Source organism: Chryseobacterium sp. AC417, assembly GCF_979258215.1.
Genome location: NZ_OZ409845.1, coordinates 1378897 through 1398914 on the forward strand (window position 1 = coordinate 1378897; position 20018 = coordinate 1398914).

General features: G+C 34.4%; 16 protein-coding genes. 8 read left to right on the plus strand and 8 right to left on the minus strand.

Translation table 11 applies throughout. The features are described 5' to 3' along the window. Complete coding sequence (locus tag ACZZ9T_RS06705) at positions 1-765, plus strand: hypothetical protein (RefSeq protein WP_463441415.1); 765 nt, start codon at positions 1-3, stop codon at positions 763-765. A gap of 64 nt (positions 766-829) precedes the next feature. On the opposite strand, the gene ACZZ9T_RS06710 is transcribed toward ACZZ9T_RS06705, so the two are convergent. Then, a complete protein-coding gene (locus ACZZ9T_RS06710; protein ID WP_463430621.1) occupies positions 830-1399 on the minus strand; it encodes a fasciclin domain-containing protein in 570 nt (189 codons plus the stop codon). Positions 1400-1535: 136 nt separating this feature from the next. Then, the gene (msrB, locus tag ACZZ9T_RS06715) at positions 1536-2015 is read right to left on the minus strand and encodes a peptide-methionine (R)-S-oxide reductase MsrB (RefSeq protein ID WP_463441416.1); all 480 of its coding nucleotides are present in this window, start codon (positions 2013-2015) and stop codon (positions 1536-1538) included. Positions 2016-2143: 128 nt separating this feature from the next. On the opposite strand from msrB, the gene ACZZ9T_RS06720 reads away from it, so the two are divergent. Then, complete coding sequence (locus tag ACZZ9T_RS06720) at positions 2144-2710, plus strand: RNA polymerase sigma factor (protein ID WP_463430623.1); 567 nt, start codon at positions 2144-2146, stop codon at positions 2708-2710. A 6-nt stretch (positions 2711-2716) separates the two neighbouring features. Then, positions 2717-3541, plus strand: coding sequence for an anti-sigma factor (locus ACZZ9T_RS06725; RefSeq protein WP_463441417.1), 825 nt, complete (start codon positions 2717-2719; stop codon positions 3539-3541). 53 nt (positions 3542-3594) lie between these two features. Here ACZZ9T_RS06725 and uvrC read toward each other — a convergent pair whose 3' ends face one another. Together uvrC and ACZZ9T_RS06735 are read right to left on the minus strand one after the other, a co-directional pair. Then, positions 3595-5388: an excinuclease ABC subunit UvrC gene (gene uvrC / locus ACZZ9T_RS06730; RefSeq protein ID WP_463441418.1), complete on the minus strand. Its 1794-nt coding sequence runs from the start codon at positions 5386-5388 to the stop codon at positions 3595-3597. 86 nt (positions 5389-5474) lie between these two features. Beyond that, positions 5475-6239 carry a hypothetical protein gene (locus ACZZ9T_RS06735; protein WP_463441419.1) on the minus strand — a complete coding sequence of 255 codons (765 nt, stop codon included), beginning with the start codon at positions 6237-6239 and terminating at the stop codon, positions 5475-5477. Positions 6240-6366: 127 nt separating this feature from the next. Between ACZZ9T_RS06735 and hutH the strand changes: the two genes are divergently transcribed. Both hutH and ACZZ9T_RS06745 read left to right on the plus strand, forming a co-directional pair. After that, positions 6367-7857, plus strand: a complete 1491-nt coding sequence (gene hutH, locus ACZZ9T_RS06740; RefSeq protein WP_463441420.1) for a histidine ammonia-lyase — start codon at positions 6367-6369, stop codon at positions 7855-7857. 264 nt (positions 7858-8121) lie between these two features. Further along, the gene (locus ACZZ9T_RS06745; protein ID WP_463441421.1) at positions 8122-9621 is read left to right on the plus strand and encodes a S8 family serine peptidase; all 1500 of its coding nucleotides are present in this window, start codon (positions 8122-8124) and stop codon (positions 9619-9621) included. 67 nt (positions 9622-9688) lie between these two features. On the opposite strand, the gene ACZZ9T_RS06750 is transcribed toward ACZZ9T_RS06745, so the two are convergent. The 3 genes from ACZZ9T_RS06750 to ACZZ9T_RS06760 form a co-directional block, all read right to left on the minus strand. Then, positions 9689-10858, minus strand: coding sequence for a carboxypeptidase-like regulatory domain-containing protein (locus ACZZ9T_RS06750; RefSeq protein WP_463441422.1), 1170 nt, complete (start codon positions 10856-10858; stop codon positions 9689-9691). 58 nt (positions 10859-10916) lie between these two features. Then, on the minus strand, positions 10917-11744 hold the full coding sequence (ygiD, locus tag ACZZ9T_RS06755) for a 4,5-DOPA-extradiol-dioxygenase (protein ID WP_463441423.1): 828 nt from the start codon (positions 11742-11744) through the stop codon (positions 10917-10919). A gap of 75 nt (positions 11745-11819) precedes the next feature. Continuing rightward, positions 11820-12332, minus strand: a complete 513-nt coding sequence (locus ACZZ9T_RS06760) for a YceI family protein (protein WP_463430637.1) — start codon at positions 12330-12332, stop codon at positions 11820-11822. Between the two features lie 233 nt (positions 12333-12565). Here ACZZ9T_RS06760 and ACZZ9T_RS06765 point away from each other — a divergent pair, with 233 nt between their 5' ends. The 3 genes from ACZZ9T_RS06765 (at position 12566) to ACZZ9T_RS06775 (ending at position 16915) form a co-directional block, all read left to right on the plus strand. Continuing rightward, complete coding sequence (locus tag ACZZ9T_RS06765) at positions 12566-14707, plus strand: S9 family peptidase (RefSeq protein ID WP_463441424.1); 2142 nt, start codon at positions 12566-12568, stop codon at positions 14705-14707. 15 nt (positions 14708-14722) lie between these two features. Next, positions 14723-15814 carry an acyltransferase family protein gene (locus ACZZ9T_RS06770; RefSeq protein WP_463441425.1) on the plus strand — a complete coding sequence of 364 codons (1092 nt, stop codon included), beginning with the start codon at positions 14723-14725 and terminating at the stop codon, positions 15812-15814. An 81-nt stretch (positions 15815-15895) separates the two neighbouring features. Further along, positions 15896-16915, plus strand: coding sequence for an LLM class flavin-dependent oxidoreductase (locus ACZZ9T_RS06775; RefSeq protein WP_463441426.1), 1020 nt, complete (start codon positions 15896-15898; stop codon positions 16913-16915). Positions 16916-16971: 56 nt separating this feature from the next. Here ACZZ9T_RS06775 and ACZZ9T_RS06780 read toward each other — a convergent pair whose 3' ends face one another. Then, positions 16972-20010: an AAA family ATPase gene (locus ACZZ9T_RS06780; RefSeq protein WP_463441427.1), complete on the minus strand. Its 3039-nt coding sequence runs from the start codon at positions 20008-20010 to the stop codon at positions 16972-16974. Between the last annotated feature and the right edge of the window lie 8 nt (positions 20011-20018).

Below are 20018 nucleotides of genomic sequence, written 5' to 3' on the forward strand. Positions count from 1 at the left end.
ATGAAGAAACTTTCAATAATAATCGCAACAGTGTGTTTTACTTTTTCGTATGCACAAAAAGTTTCCGATTACAAGTATATTGCACTGCCGGAGAAATTCAGCGGTTTTAAAGGTGATCAGTACAAGATGGATGTTTTGCTTACTAAAACCCTTAAGCAAAAGCAATACGTCGTAGTTTCTGGAAATAGAAATCAATGGCCTGCTGAAGCTAATTCAAACCCATGCTCAGTTTTAAATGCCGATGTAATTAATGATAGTGGATTTCTAAGAAACAAAGTAATCTTAGAATTCAAAGACTGCAACGGGAAGACTATTGCAAACCAAAAAGGAAGTACTTCAATAAAAGAATATCTGGAAGGTTATCAGGATGCTTTAAGGCAGTCATTAGTAGCTATTCCGGTTTCTGTACCGAAAGCGATTGCTGCTCAGACTGAGGTGGCAATTGTTCAGGAAGTGCAGTCGTCTGAACCCGTAAAAGAAGTTGTTGCTCAAACTGTAAATACTGCTTCAAATGAAACCGGGAAATATAGCAACGGAAAAATAAGCTTACAAAAAGTTCAGATTGACGATAGCCAATTTATTTTGGTGGAAAGTAATAGTTCTGTACCTTTTGCAACTTTCAGATCGACAAGTAAAAAAGATACTTTTAAAGTAAAACTAAAGTCCGGAGAATCTACCATCGGGTATTATGAAAACGGAAACATCGTGATTGAAATGCCAAAGGGCAACGATGATTATTCTAAAGAAATTTTCATTTTAAAATAAATAAGAAAAGCCTTACCTGAACTTCAGATAAGGCTTCCTTAAAATAAACCATAAAAAACTAAAACTAAGGTAATAGTACAGTGTCTATTACATGTATAACACCATTTGACTGATTAACATCAGCAATTGTAACTTTTGCTTTGTTACCTTTTGCATCAGTAACATATACATCATTCCCTTTTGTCCAAAATGTCAGCTGTTCTCCTGCAACAGTTTTCATCATTGCTTTTCCATTTCCAGCTTTTACAGCTGCCTTAACTTGCTTTGAGCTATATTTTCCGGGAAGTACGTGATAGGTTAAAATTTTTGTAAGCATCTCTTTGTTTTCAGGCTTTACCAGAGTTTCAACAGTACCTGCAGGTAATTTTGCGAAAGCCGCATCAGTTGGAGCAAAAACTGTAAAAGGACCAGCGCTTTGTAAAGTTTCTACCAAACCTGCTGCTTTTACTGCAGCAACTAAAGTAGTGTGGTCTTTAGAATTTACTGCGTTTTCAACGATATTTTTAGAAGGATACATTGGTGCTCCGCCAACCATTACCGTCTTTTCTTTCATTTTTTGTGCAGCTACATTTCCACTTAATGCAAATGATAATGCTACCATTCCTAATGCTACAAATTTTGATCTAGTATTCATTGTATTGATTTTTAAATTATTATTATTTGAGTTGTGAGTTTCCTTCTCTGTTACTAGCATATACGACAGTCTATGAATTTTAGTTTTAATTTTTTTTATTTTTTATTGTATTTAATTGTAAATCAATAAATTAATTTCATTTCTTCGATTTTGGATTAGGTACGAATTCCAGAGAAACAGAATTCATGCAAAATCTTTTTCCGGTAGGTTTTGGTCCGTCGTCAAAAATATGACCCAGATGAGAATCGCATCTTCCACAAAGAACTTCTGTACGTTCCATATTATAAGAAAGGTCTTTTTTATATTTTACACCGTCTTTTCTTAATGGTTCATAAAATGATGGCCATCCGCAGGTTGTAGCAAATTTTGAAGTAGATAAAAACAAAGCGTTTCCGCAGACTGCACAATAGTAAGTTCCTTTTACATCAAATTCATAATATTTACCTGTGAACGCCATTTCCGTTGCGCCTTCTCTGGCAACTTTGTACAATTCAGGTTTTAGAATTTTCTTCCATTCTTTATTGCTCACTTTCAAAGGAGCAGTATTTTTTTTTGAATAGTATGGGTTTTTTGTCTTAAAGTTTTCTGCCTGTGCTGCATAATTTCCAAACATCATAAAAAAAGGATACCTGAAAGTATTTTGTAGATCGTATTTTTCATTATATAGATAATAATTGTTTATTATTATATACGAGATAAAATTTTTGAAAGATTTTGGTGATGGTAAGTTTTATTTTGTTATTTTTGAAATGTAAAATAAATCATATTAAAACAATCTATTCGGAGGACGAACTAATCGCTTTGCTCAGAGATAAGAGCGAATCTGGTTTTCACCACTTATATGACCACTATTCTGGGGCATTATATGGTGTTATCCTTCGTATTGTGCAGTCAAAAGAATATACTGAAGAAATTATTCAGGATGTTTTTATGAAAATCTGGAATTCTATCCACCAATATGATACTGCTAAAGGTAGATTTTATACATGGATGATCAATATTGCTAGAAATACAGCAATTGATTATTTGAAATCTAAAAGCTTTCAGAACGAATTAAAAAACCAATCACTACCTGATTTCGTATATAACAAAGCGGAACTTTCAACCACAAACAATTCTGATTTTATTGGTTTTAGTAATGTGCTTGAAACACTGGACTCTGATAAACAAGAGCTTATAAATTTAGCTTATTATCAGGGCTATACGCAGAGTGAAATATCAGAAAAACTGAATATGCCTTTAGGTACTGTAAAAACGAAAATGCGTAATGCATTGATGAAATTAAAAGATTTATTAAAAGATTATCAATAAAATAAATTGAATAGCAAAGAATACATATCATCCGGAATTCTAGAATCTTACATTCTAGGTCATGCTTCTCCCGAGGAAGCAGGTATTCTGGAGTGTGTGATGAAGAACAATAATGAAGTAAAAGAAGCTTTTGAAGAGGCTCAAAAAACTTTCGAAATGCTTGCCACTGCGCAGGCTGTGACACCACCCGCTGATTTAAAATCTAAAATCTGGGAGAAAATTCAGTTTGAACAAAAAGTTGAAATTGAAAAACCTGTCATTCCGATCCAAAATAATGTTCATAAAATTAATGAGGAGGTAAATGTTCAGGATGTTAAAGATAACAAAGGCAGCATTTGGAAGAATTTCGCAGTCGCAGCATCTTTATTATTTTTAATAAGTATGGGAACTAATCTTTATTGGATGAGCAATCAATCTAGTATTGATGATCAGTTAGCGAAAATGGAAGGTGAAAGAAATGCTAATAAAGTTGCTATGAAAAATATGCAGCAAAAATTAGATGTTTTTGCAAACCCGAATATGAAAAAGGTAGTATTGGCAGGTGTTGAAAAACATCCTGAAGCTAAAGCAACTGTACTATGGGATACTAATTCTAAAGATATTTATCTATCTGCAAATACTCTGCCAAAAGCTCCTGAAGGGATGCAATATCAGCTTTGGGCGATTGCAGACGGCAAACCTGTAAGTGCAGGAATGTATTCTGAAGACATAGACAGCATGATCGCGATCTCAAATATTACCAACGCACAGGCATTTGCAATCACTCTTGAGAAAAAGGGCGGAAGTGCAGCTCCTACAATGGAGAATATGTATGTGATGGGCGGAGTTTAGGAGATCAGATTAAAATAATAAATAAAAACAGCTCAAATTTTTGAGCTGTTTTTTTATGGTTTATTGAAAAAATCGTGTACAATTTTCGCCTTACTTTTTCCTAAAATCTCTTCTAAAGTTTCGAGATTAGCTTCTTTGATTCTTTTAACCGACTTTAATTTAGATAAAAGCATTTCAATAGTGCGATCACCAACTCCCGGAATTTCTTCAAGTTCAGATTTTATTGTAGAATTGGTTCGTCTGGTTCTGTGATGCCTTACTCCAAAGCGATGGGCTTCGTCACGTACTCTCTGGAGAATTTTTAAAGTTTCAGATTTTTTGTCAAGATATAATGGAATAGGATCTTCCGGAAAGAAAATTTCTTCCAGTCTTTTTGCAATACCTACAATGGTTATTTTACCATATAATCCAAGTAATTTTAAGCTTTTTATGGCAGATGACAGTTGTCCTTTTCCACCGTCGATCAGAATCAGTTGTGGCAAGTTTTCACCCTCATCCAGCATTCTTTTGTACCGTCGAAAAATCACTTCTTCCATCGTAGCATAATCATCGGGGCCGACAACCGTTTTAGGATGAAAAATCCTGTAATCTGCTTTGCTGGGCTTTCCGTCTTTAAAAACAACACACGCTGAAACAGGATTGGTTCCTTGAATATTTGAGTTATCAAAACCTTCAATATGACGAGGTTCCACAGGCATTCTCAAGAGTTTTTGCATCTCTGCCATGATTCTGTTTGAATGTCTCTCCGGATCTACAATTTGTACCTGCTTCAGTTTTTCGATTCTGTATTCTTTTGCATTTTTTTCAGAAAGTTCGACGATGCGTTTTTTGTCACCCATTTTTGGAACTATCAATTTCACATTCGGAATTTCAAGCGTTAAATGAAACGGGATGAGAACTTCTTTAGAATCAGATTCAAATTTCTGACGGATTTCAATTAAAGCTTCTTCCAAAATATCTTCGTCGCTTTCTTCAATAATCTTTTTAATCTCAGTGGTAAAACTCTGGATGATATTTCCGTTTCTTATTTTAAAATAATTAACGTAAGCTGCAGTTTCATCACTTGTCATCCCAAAAACATCCACATCATCAATATTGGGATTTACAACCGTGTGTTTTACCTGATAATCTTCCAGAATATCCAGTCGTTCTTTGATGGTTTGTGCATTTTCAAACTCTAGGTTTTCTGCATATTTCATCATTTGATTCGTCAGATATTTCTTCGCAGTCTGGAAATCACCTTTGATGATTCCTCTTATCGCATCAATCTTTTCATCATATTCTTCTTTGCTTTCCAGACCTTCACAAGGTCCTTGACAGTTTTTGATATGAAATTCCAGACAGACCTTATATTTACCTTCATCAATTTTATTTGGAGCTAAATTGAGGTTACAGGTTCTGAGTTTGTAAATATGTTTAATGGTATCTAAAAGAATTTTTGCGGGACGCACTTTTGCATAAGGACCATAATATTCCGAACCGTCTTTAATCTTTGTCCGGGTTAAAAAAATTCTTGGAAAATCTTCATTTTTAATGCAAATCCAAGGATACGTTTTGTCATCCTTCAGCATCACATTGTAAAAAGGCTGATGTTCTTTGATCAGATTATTTTCTAATAAAAGTGCGTCATATTCGCTGTTGACAATTGTAGTTTCCAGCCGATGGATTTTACCAACCATTATTTTGATACGATATCCTGGAAGATTCTTATTAAAATAGGAGAGAACCCTTTTCTTTAAATGCTTTGCCTTGCCTACATACAATAGATTTCCGTTTTTATCGTAATAACGATAAACGCCGGGTTCTGAAGGTAAAGTTTTAAGCTGTAATTCTAAAGAAGGATTCATAAAACAAAATTACGGAATCCTGCTGTTATTTAAAAGCACAAAAAGCTGCAGAATTCTACAGCTTTCAGATTTATATTTAAATAATTTTATCCGTTTGTCATCTCAGTGTATTCATTTACTAAAAAGCTGAAAAATCCCCATTCTACAGATTTTTTAGGATATTTTTTCATAAATTCTGCGTTGTCACCAAAAAGGAAATCATAGTTGTCTTCAAAATCATCTTTATGAAGCCAAAGAACTTTCTCTCCTTTTTTTACATAAAACGATTTTGCAAGTCCGCCACCAAGTTGCATTCCAAATCCTACAGTCATACCCGAAGTTTCCTTTGCTCTTGGATCATGATAAACAGAAATAATTTCGCTAAATTCAGGATTAATCAATTGCATCAAAAACTCTTTGTCATCTTTTTTGTTTTTCAACGAAACGGTTTGGTTTACAAATGGAATTTGACCATCAGTTGTATTTTTACTCAGTTTTTTAGTGCTTAAGCTTCTTACGTTAGTCACGTGTTTTCCAACTTTCAAAATTTTCGCCAATTTCGTAGGGTAAATGTACATTTCGGTCACATTGTCTGCGTTAAAAACCATCTGCTTTTTCGTGGCACTGTCTTTTATAGAAATTTCATAAATCTGACCTTTTTTGGTTTCAATATTGTCGCAATATCCTTTGTTGATAGTTCCGTCTTTTGAAATGATGGTTGAGATTTTTTTTGTTGATGGACCAGGAAATCCTTCGTTAAAAAGATATTGTTCCATTTTTTTGATTTGTTCTTTCGTGTATTTTACTTTTTCCTGTGCAAAAGTTGAAATGCTCATCAAAGAAAGAGCCAATAATAAAGCTTTAATTTTCATACATTTAGTTTTAATGTTAAGGCGTAAAAATAATAAATAATTTGTTTGTTTTTAAAAATAAATTAAGACCTCTGTTTTGCATTTTCAGTTCTCTTCAAAATGTGTATTTTTAAGCAAATTTTTTGAAATGATATACGGAGTAGACGTTTTGAGTTTCCATGATGTTTTGGAAATCTGTAAAACACCTAATAAAGCACAGTTAGATGAAAATTCAAGAGCACAGATATTAAGATCTCAGGATAATGTAAAGAAAATTGTAGAGTCAGATCGTTGTGTTTATGGCATTAATACAGGGTTCGGGCCACTTTGTGATGTTAAAATTTCAGCTGACGAAACGGCGCAGCTGCAGTATAATTTAATTATTTCTCATGCTGTCGGCGTTGGAAAACCTATTGACAAAGAATTTTCTAAAATCATGATCATTGCTAAAGTTCATGCTTTGTCAAAAGGCTTTTCGGGAGTTTCTCTGGAAGTGATTGAAAGATTAATTTTGATGCTCGAAAAAGACATCATTCCTGTTGTTCCGGAGCAAGGTTCTGTTGGCGCTTCGGGAGATTTGGCACCCTTGTCACATTTGGTTTTGCCACTTTTAGGTTTAGGTCAGGTTTGGGTTGGAAATGAAATTTTCGAAACTGCTGAAATTCTTGAAAAACACAATCTTGAACCCTTGGTTTTAGGTCCGAAAGAAGGTTTGGGATTGATCAACGGAACGCAATTTATCTTAGCCCATGCTATAAAAGGTCTTGAGAAGTTCGAATATCTTTTAGATTTAGCGGATATGACGGCGGCAATGAGTCTTGAAGCATACAGAGGTTCTGCAAGTCCGTTTAAAAAAGAGCTTCACGACATCAGACCATTTGAAGGCAGCAAAAAAGTAGCGGCGAGAATGGTTAAATTCTTAAAGAATTCTGATAACTTACAAGCTCATGAATATTGCGACAGAGTACAAGATCCTTACTCAATGAGATGCGTTCCTCAGGTTCACGGTGCAAGTAGAAATGCTTTTGAACATTTAAAGTTAATGGCTGAAACAGAATTGAATTCTGTAACCGACAATCCGATTGTTTTAAGTGCTGAAGAATCTATTTCCGGGGGTAATTTCCACGGGCAATTGATGGCAATGCCTTTAGATTATGCAACTTTGGCGGCAGCTGAATTGGGAAATATTTCAGACCGAAGAAGTTATTTATTATTGGAAGGAAAATATGGTTTACCAAGATTGTTAACGGAAAGTTCAGGTTTAAATTCAGGATTTATGATCCCGCAATATACTTCTGCAGCGTTGGTTACAGAGAATAAAACACTTTGTTTCCCGGCTTCGGCAGATTCTATTCCTACAAGTTTGGGTCAGGAAGATCATGTTTCAATGGGAAGTATTTCGGGTAGAAAATTTAATCAGGTTTTAGGAAATTTGGTGAATATTTTAGCAGTTGAATTGATGTTTGCAGCGCAAGGTTTAGAATTCAGAAGACCCGCAAAATGCTCGAAAATCATTGAAGAAAATTATGCAATTCTTCGTACAAAAGTTGACAAGCTTGAGGATGACAGATTAATTGGGAAAGATATTTTAGCGATTGCTGAATTGATTAATGAGAGAAAGTTTATTGTAAATTTTTAAGTTTAATACATTTTTAAATAAATGAAAGCTTCCACCTCGGAAGCTTTTTTATTTTGAAGTAATGAGTAAACCTTGTTTTCAAAAATAAGTGAAACGCCTTAGTTTATCTTAAAAGAATTAATATTTTAAATCATCTTAGTTTGTCTTTGCGTTTAATGTTAAGCTTAAAAATTTTATGCTTTCAATATTAAATTTCAATCATCAAGTGTCTGTAATTCAATAGAAAATATTAAATTGGTTCAACCAAATCAAAATATTTTTACTATGAAAAAATGTGTATTCCTCCTGCTCACGGTTTTCGCTTTGAGTTCATGCAACAATGATGATCTTCAGACATCCGCTGTTGAAAATGAAATTGTACAGACCGATCCGCTGAGTGCAAGACAGATCAACGAAAAAATCAACGAAACCACCAAAGTCAAAGGGAAATTTTCCTGGAATGAATCTTCATCTCATTTTTTGTGGAGTGGAATTTTCCAGGGAAATAAAATTGCTTCAATCGGTTTCGGAGACTATAAAGATGATTTCGACAGAAGTAAATCCTCAAATTCTGAAACTTTACAGAACGAAATTCTTGACGTAATTTCAAAATATGAAGGTAAAAAAGACCGTGTTCTCATGGCATCTGATGAATATTTGAATCAAATTGATGTCTACATTGAAAAGCAGGAAACTGTAATTGCATTGCGAAAATTAAAATCAATCCGCTATTTTGAGCCGGCTGATTACCGGTATTTTGAAAATGAAAATAAAGTAAATGGTGTCGCAAAATCAAGCAGCAGTTCTGGTTGCGGATATGAGTCGACAGCTCTAAACTCAGCAGATTTCACAACAGTAAGTCCTAATGCAAAAGCGCCGTGGTCATTCGCTAAACACAATATTATCACTGCCTGGAATTACAGTACAGGAGCGGGAATTACCATCGGAGTGATTGATTCTGGAGTTTCATCCAATCAAAGTCTTTTGGGAAGCAGCTTTAATAATGGTTTGTCTTCCGGAAGAACAATCAGTAAAAACGGAGTCTATGTAGATTCTGTTTGGCCGTGGAGTTCGGGTTACGACGGGTCAGACGATAAATGCGGTCACGGAACAAGTATGGCTTCAGCGATGGCGGCTCCCAGAAATAATCAGGGACAACCTGTTGGGGTAGCTTATAACGCCAATTTAATTTCTTATCGTGCCGCTTCAAATGTAGTTTTGGATGGTTATCATGAGCAGGAAGGAGTAAAAACAGCTTTTACGGCTTTAGGAAATAATACTTCAGTGAAAATTATTTCTATGTCGATGGGACACATTTTCTCAGTCGGAAAAATTGAAGACGGGGTAAAATATGCTTATTCAAAAGGAAAACTGATTTTCTGTGCCGGTGGAACGTCTACCAGTTTCACTACTTTCGTTGGAGTGATTTTCCCGGCTTGGATGCCAGAAACGCAAGCAATCACAGGCGTAAAAGAAAATACATCAAATCAGAAATGCGATGTCTGTCATTCGGGTAGTGAGATTGATTTCACTTATCAAATGGAAAGAGCTTCCGGAAGTAATATTCCTGTATTGAGCTATTATAGTGCGCAGGCAGATTATGTAGGTGGTTCCTCTGTTGCTACTGCTTCCACAGCAGGAATTGCTGCTTTAGTCTGGTCAAAAAATCCTTCATGGACAAGAGATCAGGTTTTAAATAAAATGAGACAGTCTTCCACTTATTATCCTACAAAAAATGCAGATTATGGATACGGAAATATCAATGTTTTACAGGCCGTTCAATAAACTTAATTTTCAGAAATAATCAAATAAAGCTTTCGTCCTGGAAGCTTTATTTTTTTAAAGAAATTGATCAGTCTCCCAACTGATAATCCAGGGGCAAAAGTTTTTCGATTTTATCTTTTGTAAATTCTCCCTGATTGATTAATTGACTAGGGTTTGAAGTATTTCCATCTGAAAAAATTTCAAAAGTATCATTTTCCGGATGAAGAAATGAGGTCTGAATCACAGGCAAACCGCTTTTAACAAATTGCCCTTTTTTTGATTCATAAAAGTACTTTTTAAAATTAACCTGCATCATAAAATTGTAATCAAGAAAAAGCTTTTCACCGGTCTTTTTAGTATAATCATTCTCGGGAATCTGAGTTTTTGTTATGGCAATTTTGTAGGGTGACTCGTTTCTTTTTCTGCTTGAGATATCCGAAATATCTTCAGGAATACTAATGATTTGTTTAGATTTAAACGTTTTGGTATACTCTTTTAGTCTTTGTAACTCCTCTTCTGTCGGATATTTTGGATTAGGAAATTTGGTAATCTGGTTGACGATAAAACCTTCATCTGCAACCTTGTTAGCAAAAACACTCCTGAAAAAATGTACCTGACTTCCATTATAAGCATTCATTCTGTTTAATTTTACTCTATCAGTCGTTTTGGTTTCTTTAAAAAAACTGGTACCTATAAATAATGAAGTCTTGTTCTCAAAATCAGCTGAAAACTCAATCAGATTATAATCTATTGTATATCCTAAATTTTTGTTTTCAATGATTAAAGTTTGGGGAGCTTTTACTTTTAAAATTTTATTTTCTTTATCGTAGGAAAACTTTAGTGACCGCTGATTTTTAATTTTCACGTTTTGTTTGTCATAACCGATAAAAGAATCCAGAAAGAACTGAATATAATTTTTATATGCCGCTTCTGTAAAAGGAATAATCACCACTTCTTCAATTTCCTGAGATTTTATTAAAACAACCTTTAATATTTTGTTTATTACTTCCGAAGTATTAATTGTAAATGTAGTGTAATGATCTTTCTGAAAAACCAAAGTGCTGTTATTAGCAGAAGCTAAATTAAGAGTAAAACTTCCGTCTGGTGCAGAAACTGTTCCGGTTTTTGTACCGTCGAGATAAATGTTGACATTTGAAATTGGTTTCTCAATATCATTGACCACTTTTCCTTTAATAGTCTGAGCAAACGAAAGGCAAATCGGCAGAATGATCAATAAAAATAATACTGTTTTTTTCATGGTAAACAATATTACTAAATTTATAGTGATAAAAAAAGACTGTTACAAAAATTTTATTTTAACCAATTTTCACACTCGTCATGCTAAGACTTCCGGCAATTAATTCATCATTAAACAAAACCAAATCTTCAGATTTATCTTTTAAAGCTAAACTGTAAATCAGAGGTAAATAATGATCAGGAGTAGGAACAGAATACTGCAGCGAAGCACCTTGTTTATGATAATCAATCAAATTCTGGAAATTGCCATCCAGAAGCCAATTGTTGGTTTTCTCTCTCGCTTCTATCGCCCAATCCCAGCCGGCTCCAACGGTATTGATGTTTCGCCAGTCTATTAATCCTAAATTATGAATAATATTTCCGCTTCCGATGATCAGAATTCCTTTTTCACGGAGTTTATTTAGTCTTTTAGCCAAATCAAAATGATACTGCGGCGGTTTTGTGTAGTCAATACTCAACTGAATCACAGGAATGTCTGCTTCAGGATACATGTGCTTAATAACCGACCATGCACCGTGATCCAAACCCCAATTGTGATCTTCTTCTACCAAAATCGGTTTTAAAAGTTCGGCAGTTTCTTTAGCCAATTCAGGATTTCCGGGAGCAGGATATTGTACATCAAACAAAGCCTGCGGAAAACCTCCAAAATCATGAATCGTCTTAGGCATATCCATCGCAGTAACTTTAGTCCCATTTGTGAACCAATGCGCAGAAATACACAAAATAGCATTCGGTTTCGGAATTTCTTTTGCCACGTTTCTAAATCCCTGCACAAACTGATTTTCCTCAATTGCATTCATAGGCGAGCCGTGACCAAGAAAAAGTACGGGCATTTTCTGAGTGTTTTTAAAATGATCGCTGATATTTTGTAAGTCGTTAAGTTGCATGATCTGTATTTTTTAAAATAAAAAGATTCGGCGATTATAGCAAACCACCGAATCTCAAAAACTATATTTAATTTACTATGCTTGCTTTACAAACTGCAGTTCACCTGCAATCTTTACTTCGTCGCTTACCATCACGCCTCCTGCTTCCAGAGCTGCATTCCAGTTTAATCCGAAGTCTTTTCTGTTAATTTTCCCTTCAAAAGAAAAACCGGCTTTTGTATTTCCCCACGGATCTACGTTGATTCCTCCGAAATCTACATCTAAAGTAATGGGTTTAGTAACACCATTTACCGTAAGATTTCCGGTTACAGAATTGTTTAAAGCCTGAGATTCGAAAGTAATTGTCGGGTTAGCTTCTGTATTAAAGAATTCTGCAGACTTCAGGTGATTATCTCTGTCGGTATTGTTTGTTGAGATAGAATCTGTCTGAATTGTTGCTGTAGTTTTCGCATTTGCAAAAGTATCGTCTTCAGCATCAATTTCTGCAGTAAAGTTGGTGAAGTTTCCTTTGATGTTGGAGATCATCATGTGCTTTACTTTGAAAGTAATTTCACTATGAGCGGGGTCTAAATTCCATTTTGTAGCCATTGTATTTATTTTTATTTGTTGTTATTAATACTGCAAATCTAAGACATGAATGATATGCGATTCATTGATTTAGGATAAGAAATTATATTTAATAAAAATTTAACAATAAACTTTAATTGATCAACTATTGATGAGCCATAATCGTTTTTGTTTTGAATAAGTTCATCTTTTATTTAACATTTATTAACGGTTGATTTTTATTTCTTACTTTTGACAGATTCAATTTTTATACAATGAAATTACATAAATTTTCTTTATTGATGGTTGTTTTGGGTGGAACTGTTTTTGCACAGACTCAAAAATTTACTATGGCAGAAGCTGTTAACGGAATGCGAAGCAACCTGGCTGTGAAAAACATCTCTCAGTTTTCTTGGTCAGCTGACAACAAATCATATATTCAGGCGGTAAAAGGCGGATATCTTTTGACTGATCTGAAAACCAGCAAACAGGATACTTTAATGTCTCTTCATCAGGTCAGTAAAAATTTTGCTGACAAAAAGTTAAAAGGTCTTCCGCCTGTAAAGTTTATAACCAGTTCAGACGCTTATTTCTCTGCTAATAACCAAATGTACTGGTTCACAAAGTCAGGAAATGACTGGAAAATGAAACGTTCGGTAGCATTGGGAGATAATCCCGCTAATATGAAAACACTTTCCGACAATCAGACTTTGGTGTATACAAAAGGAAATAATCTATTCATGAACAAAAACGGAAAAGAAGTTGCGGTAACGAATGATACCAACGAAAATATTCTCAACGGTTCGTCCAACGTACACCGAAACGAATTCGGAATTGATTCGGGAATTTTTCCATCTCCAAATTCAGAAAATATAGCTTTTTATAGAATGGATCAGACGATGGTTGCAGATTATCCTGTAATCGACTGGTCTGTAACACCTGCAGTCAACACAAACATTAAATATCCAATGGCGGGAAAGACTTCTCATGAAGTAACCCTTGGAGTTTACAATATTAAAAATGAATCGACCACTTTCTTAAAAATTGAAGGTGAAAAAGATCAGTATTTAACGTCAATCACGTGGAGTCCGGATTCTAAATTTTTATTCGTCGGAGTTTTAAACAGAGGTCAGAATCATTTAAAAATGAATCAATACGATGCTGTGACAGGTAATTTTATTAAAACTTTATTTGAAGAAACCGATAGCAAATATGTGGAGCCACAACATTCTTTATTGTTTTTCCCAAATTCCAATACAGATTTTATATGGCAGAGCCAAAGAACGGGTTACAATCATTTGTTCCATTACAATTTAGAAAAAGGTTTGATTGCGCAGATCACCAAAGGAGATTGGCTGGTAACTGATATTTTAGGTTTTAATGAAAAGAAGAAAGATATTTACTATGTCTCTACTCAGGAAAGTCCTGCAGAAAGACATTTGTACAGAATCAACTGGGCAACATTCAAAACTCAAAAATTAGATAACGGAGAAGGAATGCATGCAGCAGTTTTGAGCAGCGACGGAAATTATTTGTATGATTCTTACAGCAATGCCAATACACCAAGAGTTGCCAATATCATCAATACTGCCACATTAAAATCTACGAATCTTCTCACATCAGAAAATCCGTTGAAAAATTATCAGCGTCCGGAAATTAAAAACATCAATCTAAAAGCAGACGACGGAACTTTACTGTATGGAAAAATCATTCTTCCGACCAATTTTGATCCTAATAAAAAATATCCTGCAATCGTATACTTGTACAATGGTCCACATTTGCAGTTGATTACAAACAGTTTTCCAGCTTCGGGAAACCTTTGGTATGAATATATGGCGCAAAACGGATACATCATTTTCACGATGGATGGAAGAGGTTCTTCTAACCGTGGAATGAAGTTTGAGCAGGCTGTTTTCAGAAATCTGGGAACCACAGAAATGAACGATCAGATGCAGGGTGTAAAATACTTGAAATCTCTACCTTATGTAGATTCTGAAAAACTGGGAATTCACGGTTGGAGTTTTGGTGGTTTTATGACAACAAGTTTTATGCTTCGTCAGCCGGATGTTTTCAAAGTAGGAGTTGCAGGAGGTCCTGTAATCGACTGGAGTATGTACGAGATCATGTATGGCGAAAGATATATGGATTCTCCACAGGAGAACCCGCAAGGCTATGCAACATCAAATCTTTTGGATAAAGTTCAGAATTTGAAAGGAAAACTATTGATGATTCACGGAGCGCAGGATGATGTTGTCGTTTGGCAGCATTCTATGAAATTCATCAAATCTGCTGTTGACAATGGCGTACAGTTGGATTATTTCGTTTATCCGGGACATCCACATAATGTGATCGGAAAAGACAGAGTGCATCTGATGCAAAAGGTGACTGATTATTTTGATCAGAATCTGAAGAAGTAATGGATTGGTTAAAATATGAACTTAACAAAAATAGATAGGGTACACTTTCATACTTTTGATTCTTTAAGGTTTTTATCATTTTTATTAGTATTCATTCATCATGCGGGAGTTCCGGAGAATAGTTTTTTAAGTTATTTTTCTAGAGGAGAAATTGGTGTGTCTTTTTTCTTTGTCTTGAGCGGGTTTTTAATTACATATATTTTGATTGTTGATAAAATTAACAATCAGGGAAAGATTCCGCTGAAACCATTTTTTAAAAGAAGGATATTAAGAATCTGGCCATTGTATTATGCCATGGTTTTATTTGCATTTTTTACTCCTTATATATTAAGTTTTGTGCATTTTCCATATTCTAATGACGGATATGAACCCAACTGGCTTCTTACATTCACCTTTCTCGAAAATTACATGGTGCTGTATACAGGTGGACATCCGAATGTTTCGCCATTGCCTGTAATCTGGACATTGTGTGTGGAAGAACATTTTTATATCATTTGGGGACTTCTCCTTTACTGCATTCCTTTAAAAAAAATTCCCGGGTTGATTGTAATTTGTCTTGCTGTTGCATTAGTTTTCAGATTCGTTTACAGTATGTTGAGTATCGGTTCTCTTGATGTTTTCTCTAATATTGATTATTTTGCTTTTGGGGCAATCCCTGCTTATCTTTTTGTTTTCAGGAAAGATATTATTGATAAAATCACACAAATTTCTGCTGTTCATAAATACATCTATTTTCTTGCTGTTATTGATATGATCACTTTACCTTTAGATTGGTTTATATTTGGAAATTTAAATCTAAGACCCTTGCTTTATGGCTCCTTTTTTTCGGTGTTAATTTTAGTCACGCTTGGCGATAAAAATACATTCAAAATTTCGGATAAATCCATTTTAGCCTGGCTTGGGAAATATACTTATGGGTTATACCTTATCCATTTAGTGCCTATCATGCTGTTCCGGAAAATCGGCGAAAAATATCAATTTGAGTGGTATGTCACTCTTCTGCTGTCATTTCTTTGTTCAGTATTACTTGCGTTTTTATCGTATCATCTGTTTGAAAAACAATTTTTGAAATTAAAAAACAGGTCAGAAAAACAAGTTCAGCCATAGTAATCATTTTGTTTATTCTTACCAAACATCAACGTTTTTAATCATTCATTACCCTAATTTTGTCTTATAAAAATCAACAATATGGAATTAGGAATAGGAATGTTTGGCGACTTGGCATTTGACCAAACCACCGGAAAATATAAAGATGCGGGAGTGAAAATCCGTGAAATTCTTGAGCAGGTAAAATTAATGGATGAAGTGGGAATTGATGTTTTCGCAATGGGAGAGCATCACCGCGCAGATTATGCCGTTTCTTCACCTGAAATGATCTTGGCTGCGGCGGCAAGCATTACAAAAAATATAAAATTAGCAAGTGGTGTTACGGTTTTAAGTTCGTCAGAACCCGTGAAAGTTTATGAAGACTTTGCAACATTAGATTTAATCTCAAATGGAAGAGCCGAAATATATGTGGGTCGTGGAAGTTTTATAGAATCTTTTCCTTTGTACGGATATTCTCTGAATGATTATGAAGAATTATTTGACGAAAAATTAGAATTACTGCTTAAAATAAACTCAGAAGAAAACGTTTCATGGTCAGGAAAACTTCGTGCTCCGATGCAAAACCAAACCGTTTATCCGAGAGCAACCAATAACGGAAAGCTTCCTATTTGGAGAGCCGTTGGCGGAACTCCCCAATCAGTTTTAAGTGCAGCAAAATTAGGAATGCCTTTAGTAGTGGCAATTATCGGCGGAATGCCGATACAGTTTAAAAATTTAATTGATTTTTATAAACAAGAATATTTAGCAGCCGGTCACGCAGAATCGGAAATGCAGATTGCCATACATTCGCATACTTTCGTAAGTGAAGACCAAAATGTTATCGATGGATATTTCAATAACTACAAATCTCAAATGGATAGGATTGGGAAGTCTCGTGGTTGGTCGCCTTATACAAAGATGCAGTACGATGGTGGCAGAGCAAAAGAAGGTGCATTATTCATAGGAAATGCAGATGAGGTTGCAGATAAAATCAATTACATGAAAGAGATTTTCGGCATCACAAGATTCATAGGTCATATGGATGTAGGTGCTCCTGAAAATGATGTGATGATGAGATCTATTGAACTTTTCGGTAAAAAGGTGGCTCCCAAAGTGAGATAATATTTCAATACCTAAATACAAACCCTTTCAGCATTTCAAACTGAAGGGGTTTTTAATTATATGACTTCAATCAAGCTTCCCCTCTCCTCATCTTTTGTGATATTAAGAGACACCGGGATTTTTTCTTTCAGTTCTTCAACGTGAGAAATGATACCCACAATTCTGTTTTCTTTCTGCAGATTCATTAATGTTTCAAAAACGATATTTACCGATTCCAAATCCTGTGTTCCAAAACCTTCATCAATAAAAAAGAAATTCTTCTCTGATTGTGCATTTGCCTGAACGCTTTCTGCCAAAGCCAGGGCGAGACTTAGCGAAACCTGAAAAGCCTGTCCTCCGGAAAGTGTTTTCACGCTTCGGCTTCGTCCTTCATTCAGATAATCGATGATTTCAAAATCGTTGTTGTCATTCAACTGTAAACTGAGCTGATTTCTCGTCATTCGGTGGAAGCGTACATTGGCATGGTCGCATAACTGACGAAGATAAATCGAAGAAACATACTGCACAAAACCTGCTCCTTTAAAAAGATGGGTCATTATCTTCAGATTGTCTGCGCGTTTTTGAAGCTGACTTAAATTTTTTAACAAATCTTCTTTTTTCTTAAATTCTTTTTCCAGTCTTTCAATTTCAGAACTGATTTTCACGACAGTATCATTGGCTGTTTTTAAATCATTTCCTGAGGTTTTAAACTGGTTTTCAGCTTCCGCAAACTGCTCTTCATCAAAAGAAAAATCTTTGAGCTTCGTTTCCAATTCATAAATTCCGTTTTTAAGAGTTTCAAAATCTATCCTGAATTTCTGGATTTTGTTTCTCACATCCTGAACGTTCATTTCCTGCGATAAAACATTCTGAACTTCGTCTAAAGCATTGAATTGATGATCGATTAAGGATTTTGTTATAATACTTTCATTGTCTGAAATTTCCTTTTCCAAATCCAAAATTCGTTTTTCTAATTGATTAACGATGGCTTTTTGCTCGGCTAATTTTGGAGAAATACTTTTTTCATCTTTAATGAGCTGATGGTAATTTTGTTCCGTTTCAAGATTTGATTGTGCCAGTTTTTTATAAATTTCTTCTGTTTCAGTAATTTTTTGATCCTGATAATCTGACCATTTCAAAATTTTCAGATTGGATTGGTTGGTTTTTATCTGTTCTTCTTTTTTTGCTTCGTCCAATTTAAATTCTTCCAAAGCTTTTTTATATTTTTCCAGATGTTCACGTTCCTTTTCCAAAGTTTTTTGGTGCTCCGCAACTTGCAGGTTCAGTTCTTCAATCTGCTTTTCAATCTCAAAAGACTGTTGACGTTTTTGCTCAAATTCAGCGTTATTTTCAAGATCAAAATCTGTCCAGATGAAGTTTTTCCTATGATTTTCAATTTTAATTCTGATCTGATTTAAATTTTCCTGTTCAGCTTTTTGCTGTTCTTCAAAAATCTTTTTCCGGTCAAGGATTTTTTCAATTTCAGAAAGCTGTTTTTGCGTTTCATCAGATCGGTTTTTATTGTTCTGAATTTGATTTTTCAATTCAGTCAATTCTGTATTTACATCATCAAATTCCACGATATTCGGATGTTCGATTGCACCACAAAGCGGACAAGATTCTCCGTCATGCAATTCACCAGCAAAATGTGCCAGCTTTTGCTGAACTTCAAGCTGGTTTTTTCTTTCAGACAGTTGTTTAGCTTCATTTTCTAAAGCTTCCGTTTTTGATTTAAAATCTTCTTTAAAAGTTTCCTGATGAATTGCGAAAGGAATTAAATCAGTATTTAATTTTTCAATCTTTACTTGAAAATCTTCAATTTTTATATTTTGATTTTTTGCAGATTCTGTTAAGTTTTTCTGTTCCAGAAACCAGTTCCCCACATTCATTAAAATATGGGATTCTATTTTTTTTGGCTTCAAAAATTCTGCATTTTCAGAAAGTACCGTTATTTTTTTCTGAATTACATTTTGTGTTACTTCAACTTCCTTTACTTTTTCAGAACCTTTTTCTGTTCGGTCTTTTAAAGTTTTTATATCATTCGAAAACTCAAGCATTTTAAGAATTAATTCCAGATCGTTTTCCTGAATTTTCGATTGTTCCAAAGCTTCAAATTTCGGTAAAATTGCAGCCAGTTTATTTTTAATATTTTCAAATTTTACCTCTGTTTCCTGTACAATTTTAAATTGATGGTCTTTATTTTTCTGTTGCTCCGAAATTTCTTTTTGAAGTTTGTTTTTCTCTGTAATAATCGGTGTGAAAATCCTGAAAACTGTATCGAAAAGTTCTGTTTTAATTTCTAATTCATCAATATTTGTTTTCTGAAAATTAAGTTTTTCAAAGTCTGTTTTCTTCTGTTTCAGCGATTCAAAATCGGTTTTTAAATTTTTGAACCGTTGATATTTATCTTCAATATTTTTAAACTGAATTTTTACTTCTTCAAATTTTTGTTGTTCTAGCTTTAAATTTTCTTTTTGCGCAGAAATCTGCTCTTCATTCACTTCTTCAAAACCTTTCAGCTGACCTTCCAACTGATCAAGTTCTGATCTGTTTTTTGCATTTAAAATTGAAACATTATTCTGAAGGTCAAAACGCTGAAGATTGAAAATCTCCTTCATCATATTCGTTCTTTCGGTGGCTCCGAGTTCCAGAAATTCTTTGAACTGACCTTGCGGAATAATTATCGTGCGTTTGAAATTCGCATAACTTAAACCGATTATTTTTTCCGAATTCGAATGATCCAAAGGAATCCAATTTTCATTTTTCCATTCATAAAAAGTAACATTGGGTGTTTTTACATCCTCAAAATTTTTAGAATTTCTTCTGAATTCTCTTGTTGCTCTGAATCTTTTATTTTCAAAATTGATAAAATCAAACTCAATGTATGATTTGTTTGATTTCAAATTCATCATATTGTAAGCACGTTTGTCTCTTGCGTTCAGGCGTTCCGTTTCGCCATACAAAGCAAAAGAAATGGCTTCCAGAATAGAAGATTTTCCCGAACCTACCGATCCGAAAATTCCAAACAGACCTGCTTCCGTAAGTTCTGTAAAATCGATTTTCTGACGTTCCTGGTAAGAATATAAACCTTCTAAGGTAAGTTGAATTGGAATCATTGATCAGT

Coding starts and splice junctions, on each gene's coding strand:
- ACZZ9T_RS06705 (WP_463441415.1), top strand. CDS start 1: ATGAAGAAACTTTCAATAATAATCGCAACAGTGTGTTTTACTTTTTCG.
- ACZZ9T_RS06710 (WP_463430621.1), bottom strand. CDS start 1,399: ATGAATACTAGATCAAAATTTGTAGCATTAGGAATGGTAGCATTATCA.
- msrB (WP_463441416.1), bottom strand. CDS start 2,015: ATGATGTTTGGAAATTATGCAGCACAGGCAGAAAACTTTAAGACAAAA.
- uvrC (WP_463441418.1), bottom strand. CDS start 5,388: ATGAATCCTTCTTTAGAATTACAGCTTAAAACTTTACCTTCAGAACCC.
- ACZZ9T_RS06735 (WP_463441419.1), bottom strand. CDS start 6,239: ATGAAAATTAAAGCTTTATTATTGGCTCTTTCTTTGATGAGCATTTCA.
- hutH (WP_463441420.1), top strand. CDS start 6,367: ATGATATACGGAGTAGACGTTTTGAGTTTCCATGATGTTTTGGAAATC.
- ACZZ9T_RS06745 (WP_463441421.1), top strand. CDS start 8,122: ATGAAAAAATGTGTATTCCTCCTGCTCACGGTTTTCGCTTTGAGTTCA.
- ACZZ9T_RS06750 (WP_463441422.1), bottom strand. CDS start 10,858: ATGAAAAAAACAGTATTATTTTTATTGATCATTCTGCCGATTTGCCTT.
- ygiD (WP_463441423.1), bottom strand. CDS start 11,744: ATGCAACTTAACGACTTACAAAATATCAGCGATCATTTTAAAAACACT.
- ACZZ9T_RS06760 (WP_463430637.1), bottom strand. CDS start 12,332: ATGGCTACAAAATGGAATTTAGACCCCGCTCATAGTGAAATTACTTTC.
- ACZZ9T_RS06765 (WP_463441424.1), top strand. CDS start 12,566: ATGAAATTACATAAATTTTCTTTATTGATGGTTGTTTTGGGTGGAACT.
- ACZZ9T_RS06770 (WP_463441425.1), top strand. CDS start 14,723: ATGAACTTAACAAAAATAGATAGGGTACACTTTCATACTTTTGATTCT.
- ACZZ9T_RS06775 (WP_463441426.1), top strand. CDS start 15,896: ATGGAATTAGGAATAGGAATGTTTGGCGACTTGGCATTTGACCAAACC.
- ACZZ9T_RS06780 (WP_463441427.1), bottom strand. CDS start 20,010: ATGATTCCAATTCAACTTACCTTAGAAGGTTTATATTCTTACCAGGAA.